This window comes from Alcanivorax borkumensis SK2 (assembly GCF_000009365.1).
GTDB classification, from domain to species: Bacteria; Pseudomonadota; Gammaproteobacteria; order Pseudomonadales; family Alcanivoracaceae; genus Alcanivorax; species Alcanivorax borkumensis.
On record NC_008260.1, the window covers coordinates 1337919 to 1353060 of the forward strand.

At 54.3% G+C, this 15142-nt stretch carries 15 protein-coding genes; 7 read left to right on the forward strand and 8 right to left on the reverse strand.

Translation table 11 applies throughout. The annotated features are described in order from the left end of the window. Window positions 1-82 precede the first annotated feature (82 nt). Entirely contained in the window at window positions 83-1198 is a 1116-nt protein-coding gene (locus tag ABO_RS06080) for a 4-phosphoerythronate dehydrogenase (RefSeq protein WP_041704927.1), read from the forward strand. Here ABO_RS06080 and ABO_RS14510 read toward each other — a convergent pair. Beyond that, the gene (locus ABO_RS14510; protein WP_011588461.1) at window positions 1173-1346 is read right to left on the reverse strand and encodes a PA1571 family protein; all 174 of its coding nucleotides are present in this window, start codon (window positions 1344-1346) and stop codon (window positions 1173-1175) included. The two genes, ABO_RS06080 and ABO_RS14510, sit on opposite strands and share 26 nt — an antisense overlap. Before the next feature lie 89 nt (window positions 1347-1435). Here ABO_RS14510 and ABO_RS06085 point away from each other — a divergent pair, with 89 nt between their 5' ends. Then, window positions 1436-2584, forward strand: a complete 1149-nt coding sequence (locus ABO_RS06085; protein WP_041704928.1) for an ATP-NAD kinase family protein — start codon at window positions 1436-1438, stop codon at window positions 2582-2584. A gap of 146 nt (window positions 2585-2730) precedes the next feature. Here the strand turns inward: ABO_RS06085 and htpX are convergent, their stop codons facing one another. After that, on the reverse strand, window positions 2731-3627 hold the full coding sequence (gene htpX / locus ABO_RS06090) for a protease HtpX (protein WP_011588463.1): 897 nt from the start codon (window positions 3625-3627) through the stop codon (window positions 2731-2733). Window positions 3628-3838: 211 nt separating this feature from the next. On the opposite strand from htpX, the gene ABO_RS06095 reads away from it, so the two are divergent. Next, the gene (locus ABO_RS06095; protein ID WP_041704929.1) at window positions 3839-4783 is read left to right on the forward strand and encodes a class I SAM-dependent methyltransferase; all 945 of its coding nucleotides are present in this window, start codon (window positions 3839-3841) and stop codon (window positions 4781-4783) included. 91 nt (window positions 4784-4874) lie between these two features. Here the strand turns inward: ABO_RS06095 and ABO_RS06100 are convergent, their stop codons facing one another. After that, window positions 4875-5357, reverse strand: a complete 483-nt coding sequence (locus tag ABO_RS06100) for a hypothetical protein (protein WP_035458311.1) — start codon at window positions 5355-5357, stop codon at window positions 4875-4877. A gap of 71 nt (window positions 5358-5428) precedes the next feature. After that, window positions 5429-6658 (reverse strand): pyridoxal phosphate-dependent aminotransferase, encoded by a 1230-nt coding sequence (locus tag ABO_RS06105; protein ID WP_011588466.1) that lies wholly within the window; start codon window positions 6656-6658, stop codon window positions 5429-5431. 107 nt (window positions 6659-6765) lie between these two features. Between ABO_RS06105 and ABO_RS06110 the strand changes: the two genes are divergently transcribed. From ABO_RS06110 to ABO_RS06120, 3 genes are all read left to right on the forward strand, one after another. Next, a complete protein-coding gene (locus tag ABO_RS06110) occupies window positions 6766-7434 on the forward strand; it encodes a DNA-3-methyladenine glycosylase I (RefSeq protein ID WP_011588467.1) in 669 nt (222 codons plus the stop codon). A 108-nt stretch (window positions 7435-7542) separates the two neighbouring features. Continuing rightward, window positions 7543-9453 carry an FTR1 family protein gene (locus tag ABO_RS06115; protein ID WP_011588468.1) on the forward strand — a complete coding sequence of 637 codons (1911 nt, stop codon included), beginning with the start codon at window positions 7543-7545 and terminating at the stop codon, window positions 9451-9453. Between the two features lie 388 nt (window positions 9454-9841). Continuing rightward, entirely contained in the window at window positions 9842-10798 is a 957-nt protein-coding gene (locus tag ABO_RS06120) for a zinc transporter ZntB (RefSeq protein WP_035458305.1), read from the forward strand. 40 nt (window positions 10799-10838) lie between these two features. On the opposite strand, the gene ABO_RS06125 is transcribed toward ABO_RS06120, so the two are convergent. From ABO_RS06125 to ABO_RS06135, 3 genes are all read right to left on the reverse strand, one after another. Continuing rightward, on the reverse strand, window positions 10839-11327 hold the full coding sequence (locus ABO_RS06125; protein WP_041704930.1) for a DUF934 domain-containing protein: 489 nt from the start codon (window positions 11325-11327) through the stop codon (window positions 10839-10841). Continuing rightward, entirely contained in the window at window positions 11320-12966 is a 1647-nt protein-coding gene (locus tag ABO_RS06130) for a nitrite/sulfite reductase (protein WP_011588471.1), read from the reverse strand. Before ABO_RS06130 ends, ABO_RS06125 begins: the two co-directional genes overlap by 8 nt. A 133-nt stretch (window positions 12967-13099) precedes the next feature. Next, complete coding sequence (locus ABO_RS06135) at window positions 13100-13351, reverse strand: DUF2970 domain-containing protein (RefSeq protein ID WP_011588472.1); 252 nt, start codon at window positions 13349-13351, stop codon at window positions 13100-13102. Between the two features lie 268 nt (window positions 13352-13619). Here ABO_RS06135 and nfuA point away from each other — a divergent pair, with 268 nt between their 5' ends. Then, window positions 13620-14216, forward strand: a complete 597-nt coding sequence (nfuA, locus tag ABO_RS06140; protein ID WP_011588473.1) for a Fe-S biogenesis protein NfuA — start codon at window positions 13620-13622, stop codon at window positions 14214-14216. A gap of 130 nt (window positions 14217-14346) precedes the next feature. On the opposite strand, the gene ABO_RS06145 is transcribed toward nfuA, so the two are convergent. Beyond that, the gene (locus ABO_RS06145) at window positions 14347-15135 is read right to left on the reverse strand and encodes a M48 family metallopeptidase (protein ID WP_011588474.1); all 789 of its coding nucleotides are present in this window, start codon (window positions 15133-15135) and stop codon (window positions 14347-14349) included. Between the last annotated feature and the right edge of the window lie 7 nt (window positions 15136-15142).

Consider the following 15142-nt stretch of genomic DNA (forward strand, 5'->3'; position numbering starts at 1 on the left):
ATATAGGTCGACTTAGGCGTAGCCGTAAGCCGACACAGTGGCTCTAAATTTTTTCATAGGCAGCCTAACTCCGAGGACAATGATGCACATTATTGCTGATGCCAATATGCCGGGGCTGGAGCCCTTTGAGGCGTTTGCTACCGTTGAGCGAGTAGATGGTCGTTCCCTGACTCGGGAGCAACTGGGTGACGCTGATGTTCTATTGGTGCGTTCAGTCACCCGTGTTGATAGGGCCTTGCTAGCCGGCTCGCAGGTGAAATTTGTGGGGTCTGCGACCATTGGCACAGACCATGTAGACCTGGCGTATCTTAGTGAGGCGGGAATTCAATTCGCTCACGCGCCGGGGTGCAATGCTCGTGCAGTGGCAGAATACGTCCTGCAGGCGGTGTTGTTGCTGTGTGCTAGGCAGGGACGAGAAGTGCAAGGTGCCCGTGTGGCGGTGGTCGGCCTAGGTAATGTGGGACGGCGGGTGGCGGATTGGCTCAGCGCCCTCGGCATGGAGGTGCGCGGCTGTGACCCTCTGTTGGATGCTCAGGGCTACGCGGGCCCGGTGGCACTGGCACCGTTGGATGATTTGCTGGATGCGGACATTATCACCTTGCATGTGCCGCTAACCCAGAGTGGAGAGCATGCCACCGGGCATTTGCTGGATGCTTCTAGGCTGTCCCGCCTTGGGCCTGGGCAGATGCTGATCAATACCTGTCGGGGGCCAGTTATCGATAATCTGGCGCTGTCACAGCAGTTGGCCAGTGGCACTGGGCCGATGACGGTGCTGGATGTGTGGGAAACGGAACCGCAGGTACCAGCCACCCTGTATCAGCAGGTAGTGATGGGGTCACCACATATTGCGGGGTACAGTCTTGAAGGCAAGCTCAAAGGCACGAGCATGCTCTACGACGCCGTGTGCCAATGGTCCGGGCAGGGGATTGCATCAGGAACTGCGATGGCAGATGCTCCGCCGCTGAATCCTGCAGTGAACAGTGAGGCTGATTTATTGGCGTTACTACAGGTGGCTTATCGGCTTGAAGACGATCATCGGCGATTGGGCGAAAGCCTGCATGATACAGACCCTAGCGCTGCCTTTGATCGCTTACGCAAGCACTATCCGGTTCGCCATGAACTGCACTATTGGCAATATGACGGAAGTGTGGACGATACTTGGAGGGCTATTATTAGCCGTCTTTTTGAGCCCGATTGAATTGCGCAGTGGGGTATTGCCAATGATTTTCCAAGTGTTCACAGGCGCGCTGGATCATTTCTTCAGTGATGGGAATTTCCCGGCCTTGCTCATCAATGATGGCGGCGCCATGGAATGGTGATGGTGAGGTTGTGTTGTTTAGATTCATGACGTATTTCTTCCCTGTGCCTTTGATTTAAATTTACTTTGGCTGTCGATGACAGCAACGCCATTTTTGTATCTGGATATGACCCTTCTATGAAAGTCGATCAAGGTCTTTGTTTCGCAGTGCTGGTTAATCCTTATGCGGGCCTGGGGGGCAGCGTGGCCCTGAAAGGCAGTGACGGGGAGCAAACCCGTGATGAGGCTCTGCGCCGTGGCGCTGAGCCCCAGGCGCCGCAACGAATGAGCCGAGCGCTGAAAGTCTTACCCGCCGATGCGAAGGTATCTGTTCTGACCTGGGGCGGTGAAATGGGCGAGACCAGTTGTCGGCTGGCTGGGCTGCCCTGCACAGTGATCGGCGAGTCTTCCATGCCCAGTACCCCAGAGGATACTCGTACCGCTGCTGCCGCCTTGAAAGCGGCAGGTGCCGAATTGATTTTGTTTGCCGGTGGCGATGGCACGGCCCGGGATTTGGTCGATGCTATTGGCTTGAGTTCTCCTGTGCTGGGGGTTCCGGCGGGCTGCAAAATGCACTCCGCCGTGTATGCGGTAAACCCTGAAGCGGCGGGTCAGTTGCTGGCGGAATTGGCCGGTGGAGGCCTTGTTGCCTTGGAGAATGCGGAGGTGCGAGATATCGATGAGGCCGCTTTTCGTGAGGGGGTGGTCAAGGCGCGACATTATGGTGAGCTACAGGTGCCTGCAGAAGCGCGCTATCTGCAACAGGTCAAATGCGGTGGCCGGGAAGTGGAAGATCTGGTGATCACCGAGGTAGCCGCCTGGGTAGCTGACACCCTAGAAGAGGATACCTGGTATTTGATGGGCTCCGGCTCCACTGTGGCCGTGGTTATGGAGCAACTGGGGTTGGACAATACCTTGTTGGGGGTGGACTTGGTCCGCAATGGTGAAGTGGTCGCCTCCGACTTGGGCGCTCAACAATTGCTGGAGTTCATTGGCGATGCGCCGGCCAAAGCGGTGATCACGGTGATTGGTGGGCAGGGTCATTTGTTTGGTCGTGGCAATCAGCAATTCAGCCCCGCGCTGATCCGTCGCCTGGGTAAGGAGAACATCCAGGTACTGGCCACGCGTAGCAAACTGGAAACCTTGGAAGGGCGGCCCTTGCTGGCGGATACCGGTGATGCCGATCTGGATAAACAGTTGTGTGGGCTATGGCCGGTGACGACCGGGTATGAGGATACGATTTTGTATCGAGTAGGGACCGATGCGTCCTTAATTGATAATGGCTAGTGGACAGTTGATAGCTCGCGCTTGAGCGTTCATTAAGCCTGAAATGAAAGAGGCCACGCTCATGGGCAGCAGCGCGGCCTCTTTGCTTTGTGTTCATCGCCACGTGTGTTCGGGCTATGAACACAATCAACTGTCAATTTTCACCCTCATCCGTGCCGTTTCTCCTGTAGCGCGGCGATACGATCATCCAGCGGTGGGTGCGAAGAAAATAGCGCTTTCAGGCCTTGTTTGACGCCGGAGTTAATACCAAAGGCCACCAGCGAATCTGGCATTTGGTTGGGAACCTTGGCTTCCGCTTTTAGCCGTTGTAGAGCCGAAATCATATCGCGGCGGTCGGCCAGTTGGGCGCCCGCCACGTCCGCCCGGTATTCGCGAAAACGGGAGAACTTCATCACGATAGTGCTGGCAGCAATACCAAAGATGATTTCCGTTACGATAACCACAATGTAGTAACCGAAGCCTAGGCCGCCGCCGCCGTCGCGGCGCATGAAGCTGTCGATGACATAGCCCACCACGCGGGCAGCAAAAATTACAAAGGTGTTCACTACGCCCTGAATCAGGCTAAGGGTAACCATGTCGCCATTGGCCACGTGACCAATTTCGTGGGCCAGCACGGCACGTACTTCTTCGGGGCGGAAACGGGTCAATAGCCCCTGAGAAACGGCCACCAACGCATCATTCTTGTTCCAGCCGGTGGCAAACGCATTGGACTGCTGGGCGGGGAAAACACCCACTTCCGGCATCTTGATGCCGGCCTTATCAGACAGCTCTTTTACCGTATCGAGTAACCAGCGTTCAGCCTGATTGCTGGGCTCATTGATGGTCTGCACCTTAGCGGACCATTTTGCCATGGGTTTGGAGATCAGCAGTGAGATCAACGAACCGGCAAAGCCGAATACGGCGCTGAAAATCAGTAGGCTGGTCAGATTTAGACCACTGCCGTTCTGGGCTAAATAGCTGTCTACACCAAGCAGACTGAGGGTGATACTGGCAACCACAATCACCGCCAGGTTGGTAAGCAGATAAAGCGCTATGCGCATCATCGTAGGGTTTCTCCGTCAGATAGATAATAATTTATTGGGGGCAAGGCGCGTGGGTTCAAGGCTTTGAAGCCTCTGGATAATGCCTTGTCTAGGCATGTAAGGCGTTATTCAAAGACTCCCCTGAGCTATAATTAGCCCTTGTCAGCTGGAGAGAAGCATCCTGTGTTTCTGCCAGCATGCTTTGTCTCTCTTACTGCTTGTATTGATCCCTATGCTCTCGACCCAGCTATCAGACCTGCTTGCTCCGTATCTGGTTCCATTGTCTCAACCAAAACATCGCCTTTTTCATGGTCGCGGTAAAACGGTGCCATCCCTGGAATGGCTGACGATAGATTGCTTTCCTCCTCTGCTGGTGGCCACTCTGTTTCGCGCACAGGAAGCGGAGATGTTGGCGGCGCTGGAGGTTTATTTAAGCGAAACCATGGCGTCACTGGGCTGCGATGTGCTGGTTTTTCAACATCGTTATGACGGCAAGGCCGATAATGTTGTCGTGAAGGGTGAAATGCCCTCTCACTCTGTGGCCACAGAGCAAGGGCTGGTTTTCAAACTGGATTTTCAGCGCGGCCAGAACTTGGGATTCTTTGCCGATATGGCTCAAGGCCGGCGCTGGATACGCGAACGGGCTGACGGCAAGAAGGTGCTCAATCTGTTCAGTTTTACGTGTAGTTTTTCTGTGGCTGCACTAGCAGGTGGAGCCCATTCCGTGGTGAATATTGATTTATCTGATGCGGCGCTGACCCTAGGTAAACAAAACCATGCGTTGAATGGTTTCCAGGACGCCCGAGTTCACTATTTACCGCACAATATATTTCGGAGTTGGAAAAAACTGAATCAGTTGGGCCGCTATGAATTGATTGTGATTGATCCCCCCAGCGCCCAGCGTGGCAGCTTTATGGCGCAAGAGGATTACCCAAGAGTGCTGCGCAAGCTGCATAAATTGTTGGCGGTAGAAGCAGAGTTACTGGTCTGCCTCAATGCCCCTTGGCTGGATTATGATTGGCTGGAACAGTGCGTGGAAAAAAATCTTCCCGGTGCAGAAAAAGTCTCTAGATTGCCGGGGGCGATCGGTTTTGATGAAGTCGGTGAGCCGGCGTTAAAGACTGTGCATTATCGTTATCGTCGCCCTCAGGCTTTGGATGAAGGTAATACTCCGTAGTCACTCAAGTTTGCTGGTTGGCAACAGCGGGCAACCCCTTTATGCACTCTGGCCGGTACTTTTGTCGCCGCGCAGTTAACGCTCGCCCTGGTTACAGCTTGGCCCCGATGGGAGCGAACTCCTCCTTGCCCACCGGTTGCGGGTTACGCGAAAGCAAATAGCGAACGAGTGCGGTGGTACGCGATGAATCTTGTGCGCGAATAGCGTGAATGATTTGTTCGGCGAGGGTGGCTTTTTCCAGCCGCACGGTGGCGGGTAATTGCGGGTCTGTTTCCTCAAAGCGCAAATCGCTGAGGGCGGTGAGTAATACAAAGGCGCGGTTAGTTAATACTGCTTGTTCAAGCCCCTCCTGAAAAATCGTGGCCTGGTAGCGCAGATAGCCTTCGTCGGCCAGCCACAGCATGGCGCCCAAGCAGCTCATATGACGAGTGCTGTGCAAACCCACATCATCCACTTCGGTTGGGCCGACAATATCTTCCACATATAAGGCTACTGGGCGAGGGAAGCTCATGTAGCACTGCATGAGAATGCGTGCCACATCGTGGGTGAAGTCGTCGATATGCAGGTGGGACATGGGCCGCTCTTTGATAGGGTAGGGCGCCGCTAGCGGCGCTCCTACAAACACATTTTCGGGATTAATCCCTGTTATTTTTTTCGTGCCCGATCCAGGTAGCGCGCAATGCGGCCGATGGAATCTTCCAGGTCATCCGGGCGGGGCAGGAATACTACGCGGAAGTGATCCGGATCCGGCCAGTTAAAGGCGGTGCCCTGGACGATCAGCACTTTCTCTTCGCGCAATAGGTCCAGTGCGAAGGCTTCGTCATCTTCAAAGGGAAAGACCTTAGGGTCCAGCTTCGGAAAGAGGTAGAGGGCAGATTTTGGTTTAACGCAGCTTACCCCTGGAATCGAGTCGAGCATTTCCCAGGCTAGGTCACGCTGGCGCCCCAGACGCCCGGTGGGCAGAACTAAATCATCAATGCTCTGGTAGCCGCCCAGGGCCGTCTGGATGGCATGTTGGCTGGGCACATTGGCGCACAGCCGCATGCTGGCGAGCATGTCTAGGCCTTCGATATAGCTTTCCGCCCGGTGTTTGGCCCCGGAAATAACCATCCAACCCGCGCGGAAACCGGCGGCGCGGTAGTTTTTGGATAGGCCGTTAAAAGTGATGAATAGCAAATCATCAGCCATGGAGGCGATGGAGGTGTGTTCTTCGCCGTCGTAGAGAATCTTGTCGTAGATTTCATCGGCGAATACGATCAAGTTGTTCTCGCGGGCTATCTGCAATAGTTCGCGCAACATGGCAGGTTCGTAATTGGCCCCGGTGGGGTTGTTCGGGTTGATAATGACCAGCGCTTTGGTGTTCTTATTGACCTTAGCGCGAATGTCTTCCAAAGAGGGCTGCCAATCTTGCTGTTCATCGCACAGATAATGCACTGGGGTGCCACCGGATAATCGCACCGAAGCGGTCCACAGCGGGTAATCTGGGGCGGGCAATAGTACTTCATCGCCACTGTTGAGTAGGGCCTGCATGGCCATGACGATCAGCTCGGACACCCCGTTGCCAATAATCACGTCATCCACGGTGACGCCTTCAATGCCCTTGGTTTGGGTGTACTGCATTACCGCTTTGCGAGCAGGGAATAGGCCTTTGGAATGGCAATACCCAGTTGATTCCGGGAGATTGGCGATCACGTCCTGAAGCAGTTCTTCCGGCGCTTCAAAGCCAAAAGGCGCCGGGTTACCGATGTTCAGTTTGATGACCCGGTGGCCTTCATCTTCCAGCCGGTGCGCTTCACGCAGCACGGGGCCGCGGATGTCGTAACATACGCCGTTGAGTTTGTCGGATTTGCTGACGTGATATTGATCGATTGTCATGAAGTTCCCGCAGGTCGACTCGAAGAGGACAGGGGAGTGATTCTACAATGCGTCCTTTTCACTGTATATCTGGCGCTTAGATGCAATGGCGCAAACTGGAGTAGGGCATGACCCCATTCAAGGATTTATTGGCGCTGGCGGTGAACCGTAAAGGTTCACTAAAGGCTGTGCAGGCTCAGCTGCCCACGGTGGCCGATTCAGATACTTTGCGCCATCGTGATGATGCATTTTATATGTCTGCGTTGACTCGCCGCATTTTCCGAGCCGGGCTGAAGCATTCCCTGGTGGACAATAAATGGCCTGCCTTTGAGAAGGCTTTTTTCGGCTTTGACCCACAAAAGCTAGTGTTAATGCCGGACACCATGCTTGATGACCGTATGCAGGACACTAGCCTGATTCGCCACTGGGGCAAGATGAAAGCGATCCGCCATAACGCTCAGTTGGTCCTCGACTTGGCAGAAGAGTACGGCAGTGTGGGGAACTGGCTGGCGGACTGGCCGGTGGACGATATCGTGGGTATGTGGTGGTTGCTGAAAAAACGGGGCAAGCAACTGGGAGGTAATTCTGGGGCGGCTTTCTTGCGTATGGTAGGCCGCGATACGTGGTATCCCACCGCCGATGTAGTGGCTGCTCTAAAGGCACAAAATATCATCGACAAGCCGCCAGCAAGCCAGCGAGACCAAAAGGCTGCCCAGGCCGCCTTCAACACGTGGCAAAGGGAAAGCGGTTGGCCGCAGTCCCATATCAGCAAGGTGCTGGCCTTTACTGTGGGCTGAGCGGCGACGGAACCTCTGTTCCTTATTAAGGGTCCCGATTCCCTTGATGCAGGCGTGAACATAAATGATAATGACTCGTCTTTAATGTTATGAATTGGGTTCACTCCTATGCCGCGTACCTTCTTGCCCCGCCACTTTTTTGCGGGCCTGCTCGCGTTTTTCTTTTTCTCCCAGTCTGCTTTTGCCGCCAGCCAGACCGCTCTTGTGCAGTTGGTCGAGTATGTGGGGGCGGACTATATCAATGCTGTGGTGGATGGTGAGATTGTCAGCCCGGAAGAATATGCCGAGATGGCAGAATTTTCTGCGTTACTCGCTGAAGGCGTGGCAGAGTTACCCGTTGCGCAGGGTCAACAGACGTTGCAACGCCAGGCTAACAGCCTGCAGCAGGCGGTGATCGATAAAGCCGCGGAAAGTGAGATCAAAGGCCTAGCGCAATCTATTCGTGCCACCTTGGTGAGTGTCTACGGTATTCCTGTATCGCCCAAGCAGGCCCCGGATCAAACGCATGCCGTTGCGTTGTATCAAAGTCACTGTGCCGCGTGCCATGGTGCGCAAGGTAAGGGCGATGGCCCTGCCGGAGTAGCACTGGAGCCCGCCCCCACGGATTTTACCGAGGTAGAGCGCTATAACGGCCGTTCACTGCTGGGTTTGCACACCACCATCACGCAAGGGGTGGATGGGACCGGGATGGCTGCCTACGCGGATACCTTGAGCGAGGAAGACCGGTGGGCGTTGGCGTTCTATGTGGGCGCCAAGGCCGTTACCGATGATGTGGCCGAAGATGGCGAACAGATCTTCACCACCGTGCCCGGTATGAAAACCGCCCTCGACCTAGACACTCTGGTGGCTCAGGCCCCGGAGGATGTGCTCAAGGAACAAGGGCCTAAGGCTTATGCGGCTTTGGGCTACCTTCGACGTACCCCCGACGCGCTATTCAATAAAAATCGGTTTATCGCACTGAGTCATGACAAGCTGGACGTTGCGGATGCTGCCTATCAGGCGGGTGATAAAAAGACGGCCAAGGCGGCGGCACTTTCTGCTTACCTGGACGGTTTTGAAATGATCGAGCAGCAGCTGTCTGCCGTGGACAGCGAGCTGATGCGCAGTGCAGAGTCCCGTTTCATGGCCGTGCGCGAAGCCATTGACCGTGATCGTACTGCCAGCGAAGTGAGTGAAAAGGTGGCTGCAGCCCAGCAAGGCTTGGCTGAGGCCAGTGATGCCTTGGCTGGCGATGGCCTCAGCCCAGCGGCAACGCTGTCGGCCAGTTTTTTCATCTTGTTCCGTGAAGGCCTCGAGGCCCTGTTGGTGGTGGCGGCGTTGCTAACCTTCACCCGCAAGGCCAACGCCGTGAAAGCCACTCGCCATATTCATTATGGCTGGATTACTGCGCTGCTGGCGGGCGGGCTGACTTGGTACGTGGCTAATACGTTGATTATCTTCAGCGGGGCATCGCGGGAAATGACTGAAGGCTTTGCCGGGGTAATTGCGGCGGGCATTTTGTTCTATGTGGGCTTCTGGATGCACAGCAATAGCAATAGCCAGAAGTGGATGGGTTACATCAAAAACAAGGTAGACAATGCCCTTGGTAGCGGCACCATATGGGTGTTGGCGTTTGTCTCATTTATTTCCGTTTATCGCGAGATTTTCGAAACCATTCTGTTCTATGAAGCGCTGTTAAGTCAGGTGACCGCCGCCACCCAGCCCTATGTGTTCTACGGTATTGCCGCAGCGATTGTGGCTCTGGCGGTGGTGTGCTTCCTGTTCTTTCGCATCGGTATGCGCTTGCCGCTCAGCCTGTTCTTCCGTGTGACCAGTATAGTCTTGCTGATGTTGTCGGTGATTCTACTGGGCAGTGGGATTGCTGCCTTGCAGGAAGCTGGAGTGATCAGCGCCTTTTACCTGGGCGTGCCGACCATTGAATGGCTGGGGCTCTATCCCACGATGCAAGGGGTGGCTGCGCAAGGACTGGTAATTATCCTCAGTGTGATCTTCTGGCTACGTGGGCGTAACGCTCAGTAGCCTGGCTGTTTATGATGACAGCACACATAGCAAAAGCAGCTAAGATTCTCTGTTGTCCCACAATTTAGGGACAAATGAAAAAGCCTGAACCGAACGGCTTACAATGATTCTGCGGAAAAACATGGTGAGCAGGGAGGTTCAGGCTTTTTCACATCATAAGGCGGCCTTCCTGCAATGGTTGCTCAAGCCTGAATGACATATTTTTTGCGTTAAGAGCCCACTGTACCCGATGGGTGTGCACCACTGGTTCCCAGCAGCTGTAGGCTTTATCTAGCACTATCGCTGTTTCGCGGGGAGCGCGCGATCAACCTTTTGTTTGTACGTCTTTGTCAGCTCAAGCATGCTGTGATGCGACCACATGTGGTGTGGTTCGGAATGAAGGATGCGTATGAACGAGTCCCATTGGTTGAAAATAGCTCTGACATTGGATGGGCAGGGCGGGGCGAGCCCCCTTGATGCTCAGGTGTCACTGAACGAAACGGTGCCATATTGGGTTCATCTGGATTATTCACAGCCTGAAAGCCAACACTGGCTGGAGCAGCAAGACATTGCGCCGATGGTGATTTCGGCACTTACGACCATGGAAACTCGGCCTCGCGTTACAGAGGTGGCGGGGGGCTTGTTGGTTTACCTGCGTGGCGTCAATCTTCATCCTGGAGCGAGACCTGAGGACATGATTGCGTTGCGCTTGTGGGTTGGCCCCAAGGGGCTGGTAAGCACCCAGAAGCGAGCGCTGTTGTCGCTAATAACGGTGCAGGAGGAGCTTGAGCGTGGAGAGGGGCCTGCCGACATTCCCGGCTTAGTGGCGCGGTTGGTTGATCAGTTGATTTGGCGAATGGAAGATGTCATTGAAAACTTAGAATCCGAGGTGGAAGACTGCGCGTTATCCATCGAGGAGTCACCCACCATTAGTTTGACGCCGCGTCTTAGCCAGATTCGCCGTCGATCCATTACGTTGCGCCGCTTCTTCGCGCCGCAGCGTGAAGCGTTGATGAAATTGCAGAACGAATCCATGTTCGCAGGGGGAGATGCTTTGCTGCTTCGCGAAGCCGGTGACCGGCTACAGCGTCTACTGGAAGATCTGGATGCAGCCCGTGAGCATGCGACTTTGTTGCAGGAAGAAGTGTTCTCTGTGCAGAACGAAGCAATCAACGACCGGATGTACCTGTTGGCGATGATTACGGCTTTGTTTCTTCCTTTGGGCTTTCTTACCGGTTTATTTGGTATCAATGTGGGCGGGCTGCCCGGTGTCGATGATCCCGCAGGCTTTTGGTGGTTTATGGCGGGAATTGGCGTGGTGAGTTTGGGGGTGTTGGTATGGATGCTAAAACGCCGCTGGCTTTAAAGCGACAGCGGCGTCTTGTCAGCGCGATAAAGCCGTTTGACTAGCCTCGACGGTATAGGGGCCGAGGCTCATTTACGTCACCTTGATAGGTCACACTGAAATCATTCAGACTCTCAAGCGCTTCTTCGATGCTGCGATCTTCGCGCACTTCAAACGCATTGAAACCACAGCGGGTCATGTAGAAGAGCTGGTCACGCAATACGTCGCCGGTGGCGCGTACTTCACCCTTAAAGTGGTAACGGGTGCGCAGCTCACGGGCATAAGAATAACCGCGCCCGTCCTTGAAGGCCGGGAAATGGATGGCAACCAAGGGCAGGGAGCTCAGGTCGTTTCCTAGGTCTTTTGGTTCTTCACCTGGCGCCAGCCACACGGCCACATCGCCACGGCCTAGCAGAGCCTCTCGGTGGGCCTGCCAGTAGGCGAGCGGGACAATGATCTTGCCGCCGGGTAGCTCAGCATCCAGAGCCTCACCCTCAAGGCGTTGCCATTGATTGTCCACGATGGCGCCATCAATGATGACCTTATCCATAGATGCGCTCCTTGAACGGGTCCATGCCAATACGCTCGTAGGTGTCGATAAACGGTTCGTTCTCGAGGCGTTTCTCTACATAGAGATTAATGATTTTTTCCACGACGTCGGTGATTTCTTCGGACTCAAAAGAGGGCCCCATTTTCTCTCCGATACGGGACAGCTTGTCGCCACGGCCACCGAGAGTGACCTGATAGAACTCTTTGCCTTTCTTGTCCACGCCAAGAATGCCGATGTGGCCAATGTGATGATGGCCACAGGCGTTCATACAGCCTGAAATATTCAGGTCCAGCGGGCCCAAATCGTGGAGGTAATCCACATCATCAAAGCGGCGTTGAATGGATTCGGCAATGGGGATCGACTTGGCGTTGGCCAGGGCGCAGAGATCGCCACCGGGGCAGGCCACGATATCTGTCAGCAGACCCAAGTTCGGAGTGGCAAAGCCGAGTTCGTCCAGTGCTTTCCAAAGATCATAGAGATCATGTGCCGCAACATCAGACAGCACCATGTTCTGCTGATGGCTGTTGCGCAGTTCGCCAAAGCTGTACTGGTCAGCCAAGTCTGCCACCGCTTCCAGCTGATCATCACTGATATCGCCAGGTACACGACCTGTACGTTTCAGTGTGAGGGTAACCGCACGGTAGCCGTGCTGTTTGTGAGCACGGGTATTGGTGTGGTACCAGCGGCTGAAAGCCTTGTCTTCGGCCAGCTTGCTCTGCAGAGCAGCGGTGTCTGGGTTCTGGTAGTCGGGGGCAGTGAAACAGCCCTTAATGCGAGCCACTTCTTCGCTGGTCAGGGTCATCTCGCCGCCTTTCAGCTCGGCAAACTCCTGCTCGACCAATTCGCGGTATTTTTCAGCTCCTAGTGCTTTCACCAGAATCTTGATACGCGCCTTATATTTGTTGTCCCGGTTACCGTACTTGTTGTACACCCGAAGAATGGATTCAAGGTAAGCAAGCAGATCCTGCCAGGGCACAAATTCACCGATGACGGCACCGGTCATTGGGGTGCGGCCCAGGCCGCCACCTGCCCATACTTGAAAACCGGTTTCTCCATTGGCGTTGTGTACAATTTGCACACCGATATCGTGGACACCAATGAGTGCGGGGTCCGCGTCAGGAACGGCGTTAACCGCAATCTTGAATTTACGCGGCAGGTAAGCGAATTCCGGATTGAAGGTGGACCATTGGCGGATGATTTCGCACCAAGGGCGTGGATCTTCAATTTCTTTTGGATTCACGCCAGCAAATTCATCGGTGGTGATATTACGGATGCAGTTACCGCTGGTTTGGATCGCGTGCATCTGTACGTCGGCTAGTTCTGCCAGAATATCCGGCACTTCTTCTACGCAAGGCCAGTTCAGTTGAATGTTCTGGCGGGTGCTGACATGGCAGAAGCCTTTGTCATAGGTCCGCACGATATGAGCAAGACGACGCAGTTGGCGACTTGCCAGCAGGCCGTAAGGAACGGAGATACGCAGCATTGGTGCATAACGCTGGATATAAAGGCCGTTTTGCAAGCGAAGGGCCAAAAACTCATCTTCGCTGAGCTCATTGGCGAGAAAACGGCGGGTCTGGTCGCGATACTGCGCCACCCGCTCTTCCAGCAACCGTTGGTCGTATTCCTGATAGACGTACATGGGACTGTATCACCGTCCTTAAATGCTTAAAATTCAATAGGTAAGCTCTGCTCCCAGAGGGCGCAGTGCGGCACTCTAGCAAAGCGCCCTTATAGTGAAAAGAAATATCTTGGCATATCGCTATTACTTAGCGCTATTTGGCGGCGGCATCGATTACCAAGTTCACGGCGACAACCATTCCGATCACTAGCGCTACCACTAGCACTACGTAGACACCAATAAAGTTGCCTGCGTCGCCTTTGGTGAAATCACGCTCTCGATTCTTACTGCTCTGCACACCAAGCAGACCGGCGAGAATACTGTGAATGGTCTGCCATAGTGTCGGTTTGCCACTGCTCGGGTCATGATCTTGGGTTTGATTCTGTGTGGGTGGTCGATCTGACATGGGTGATCCTGTGTTTTGGCTGAAAGGCTAAACGTTGGATGTTCACGGGCGGTGACTATATGACAGGGCGCCCAAGGGGGCATATTGTACCCCTGACTGCTTCACAGCGACAGGGTTGAGCGGTAGGCCTTGAATTATACGTGGGTTGATGCCATTGCAACTGCTCAGTACCTGACTAAAATAGTCAGGAAAGAAAGCTTGCGTACGTCGCTGCTTTACCTTTTACGCTTTTTGTTGCGTATGGGTTCATTCATCTCAACCAGGAATTATGATGGCAGAGCAGTTGATCGACATTACCGAAACCGCCCAGGATTACTTGCGTGACTTGCTAAGCAAGCAGGATCAGGCAGAGATTGGTGTGCGTATCTTTGTCGAGCGTCCAGGTACGCCGCACGCAGAGTGCTGTATGGCGTATTGCCCGGAGGGCGAGCAGGAAGAAAGCGATGTTCGCTACGATTATGAAGGGTTTCATGCTTGGATTGAGGGAAAAAGCGTTCGCTATCTCGAAGATGCGGTAATCGACTACAAGAAAGATAGCATGGGCGGACAGCTCACTTTCCGAGCGCCTAAGTCTCGGGTGCCGGATATCAGTGAAGACGCGACTATCGAAGAGAAGATTAATTACGTGCTTTACGCTGAGATCAACCCTAACTTGGCAGCCCACGGTGGTAGTGTGCAGTTGTTGGAACTGACCGATGATAATGTGGCTGTTTTGGAATTTGGCGGAGGCTGCCAGGGCTGCTCTGTGGTAGATGTGACCCTGCGTGACGGGGTGGAGAAAACCCTCCAGGAGCGGATTCCGGAACTCGCCGGCGTTCGCGACAAGACCGACCATACCGTGACGGATAACGCATATTACAGTTAACAGGTAAGCTTCTAGCTACAAAAAAACCGCGCCCGAAAGGGTGCGGTTTTTTTGTTTCAAGCCGTGGCTCAGCGTGAGGCTCGGCATTTCTAGCAAGAGGAGTTTACTTAGTGCCGTGGCTTGCTGTTCTTTACCCGCATTGCGGGTTTCGGCCAGCCGCTTTCGCCTGATTATACAGTGGCATAACTTCAGGGATACGTGCTTCCAGGCCATTGATACGGGTGCTGTTCGAGGGGTGAGTTGACATGAATTCCGGTGGCTCTTCGCCGTTAGCGGCACTCATGTTTTGCCACAGGGACACGCTCTCGCGTGGATCAAACCCTGCCTGTGCCATGAGCTGTAGCCCGATAATATCGGCTTCGGCTTCATGTTTGCGGCTGAAGGGGAGGGTTAGTCCGTATTGAGCACCGACGCCTAGGGCCGCGAGTACGCCTTGTTTGGCGGCGCTGTCTGCTCCGGCCAGAGCCCCCAGCACTTGCATGCCGCCTTGGGTAGCGTATTGCAGCGACATTCTTTCATTGGAGTGCTGCGCTTGGACGTGGCCAATTTCATGGCCAATCACCGTGGCAAGCTGACTTTGGTTGTTGGCTACTTTCAATAGCCCCGTGTTGACCCCGATTTTTCCACCGGGTAGAGCAAAGGCGTTGGCGGAGTCATCTTGGAAGAGATTGATTTCCCACTGCTGAGAATCATCCAAGGTGCTGGTAATTGCGGTGGCGACACAACGTACATAAGCCGTTTGTTGTTCGCTGCTACTTAACGGGTTTTCCTCCTTCATCTGTGCGTAGGCGGTCACGCCCATTTCATCTACCTGATTCGCAGGCAATAACAGGAACTGTTGCCGGCCAAGCGGAGAGGTGGCACAGGCGGCAAGGCTTGCGGCCAGTACGCCAAAAGTGAAAAAGTTACGCAACGTCATGGTCTAT

Excerpts from the sequence above, each read along its gene's own strand:
- ABO_RS06080 (WP_041704927.1), top strand. The coding sequence starts at position 83 with ATGCACATTATTGCTGATGCCAATATGCCGGGGCTGGAGCCCTTTGAG.
- ABO_RS14510 (WP_011588461.1), bottom strand. The coding sequence starts at position 1,346 with ATGAATCTAAACAACACAACCTCACCATCACCATTCCATGGCGCCGCC.
- ABO_RS06085 (WP_041704928.1), top strand. The coding sequence starts at position 1,436 with ATGAAAGTCGATCAAGGTCTTTGTTTCGCAGTGCTGGTTAATCCTTAT.
- htpX (WP_011588463.1), bottom strand. The coding sequence starts at position 3,627 with ATGATGCGCATAGCGCTTTATCTGCTTACCAACCTGGCGGTGATTGTG.
- ABO_RS06095 (WP_041704929.1), top strand. The coding sequence starts at position 3,839 with ATGCTCTCGACCCAGCTATCAGACCTGCTTGCTCCGTATCTGGTTCCA.
- ABO_RS06100 (WP_035458311.1), bottom strand. The coding sequence starts at position 5,357 with ATGTCCCACCTGCATATCGACGACTTCACCCACGATGTGGCACGCATT.
- ABO_RS06105 (WP_011588466.1), bottom strand. The coding sequence starts at position 6,658 with ATGACAATCGATCAATATCACGTCAGCAAATCCGACAAACTCAACGGC.
- ABO_RS06110 (WP_011588467.1), top strand. The coding sequence starts at position 6,766 with ATGACCCCATTCAAGGATTTATTGGCGCTGGCGGTGAACCGTAAAGGT.
- ABO_RS06115 (WP_011588468.1), top strand. The coding sequence starts at position 7,543 with ATGCCGCGTACCTTCTTGCCCCGCCACTTTTTTGCGGGCCTGCTCGCG.
- ABO_RS06120 (WP_035458305.1), top strand. The coding sequence starts at position 9,842 with ATGAACGAGTCCCATTGGTTGAAAATAGCTCTGACATTGGATGGGCAG.
- ABO_RS06125 (WP_041704930.1), bottom strand. The coding sequence starts at position 11,327 with ATGGATAAGGTCATCATTGATGGCGCCATCGTGGACAATCAATGGCAA.
- ABO_RS06130 (WP_011588471.1), bottom strand. The coding sequence starts at position 12,966 with ATGTACGTCTATCAGGAATACGACCAACGGTTGCTGGAAGAGCGGGTG.
- ABO_RS06135 (WP_011588472.1), bottom strand. The coding sequence starts at position 13,351 with ATGTCAGATCGACCACCCACACAGAATCAAACCCAAGATCATGACCCG.
- nfuA (WP_011588473.1), top strand. The coding sequence starts at position 13,620 with ATGATGGCAGAGCAGTTGATCGACATTACCGAAACCGCCCAGGATTAC.
- ABO_RS06145 (WP_011588474.1), bottom strand. The coding sequence starts at position 15,135 with ATGACGTTGCGTAACTTTTTCACTTTTGGCGTACTGGCCGCAAGCCTT.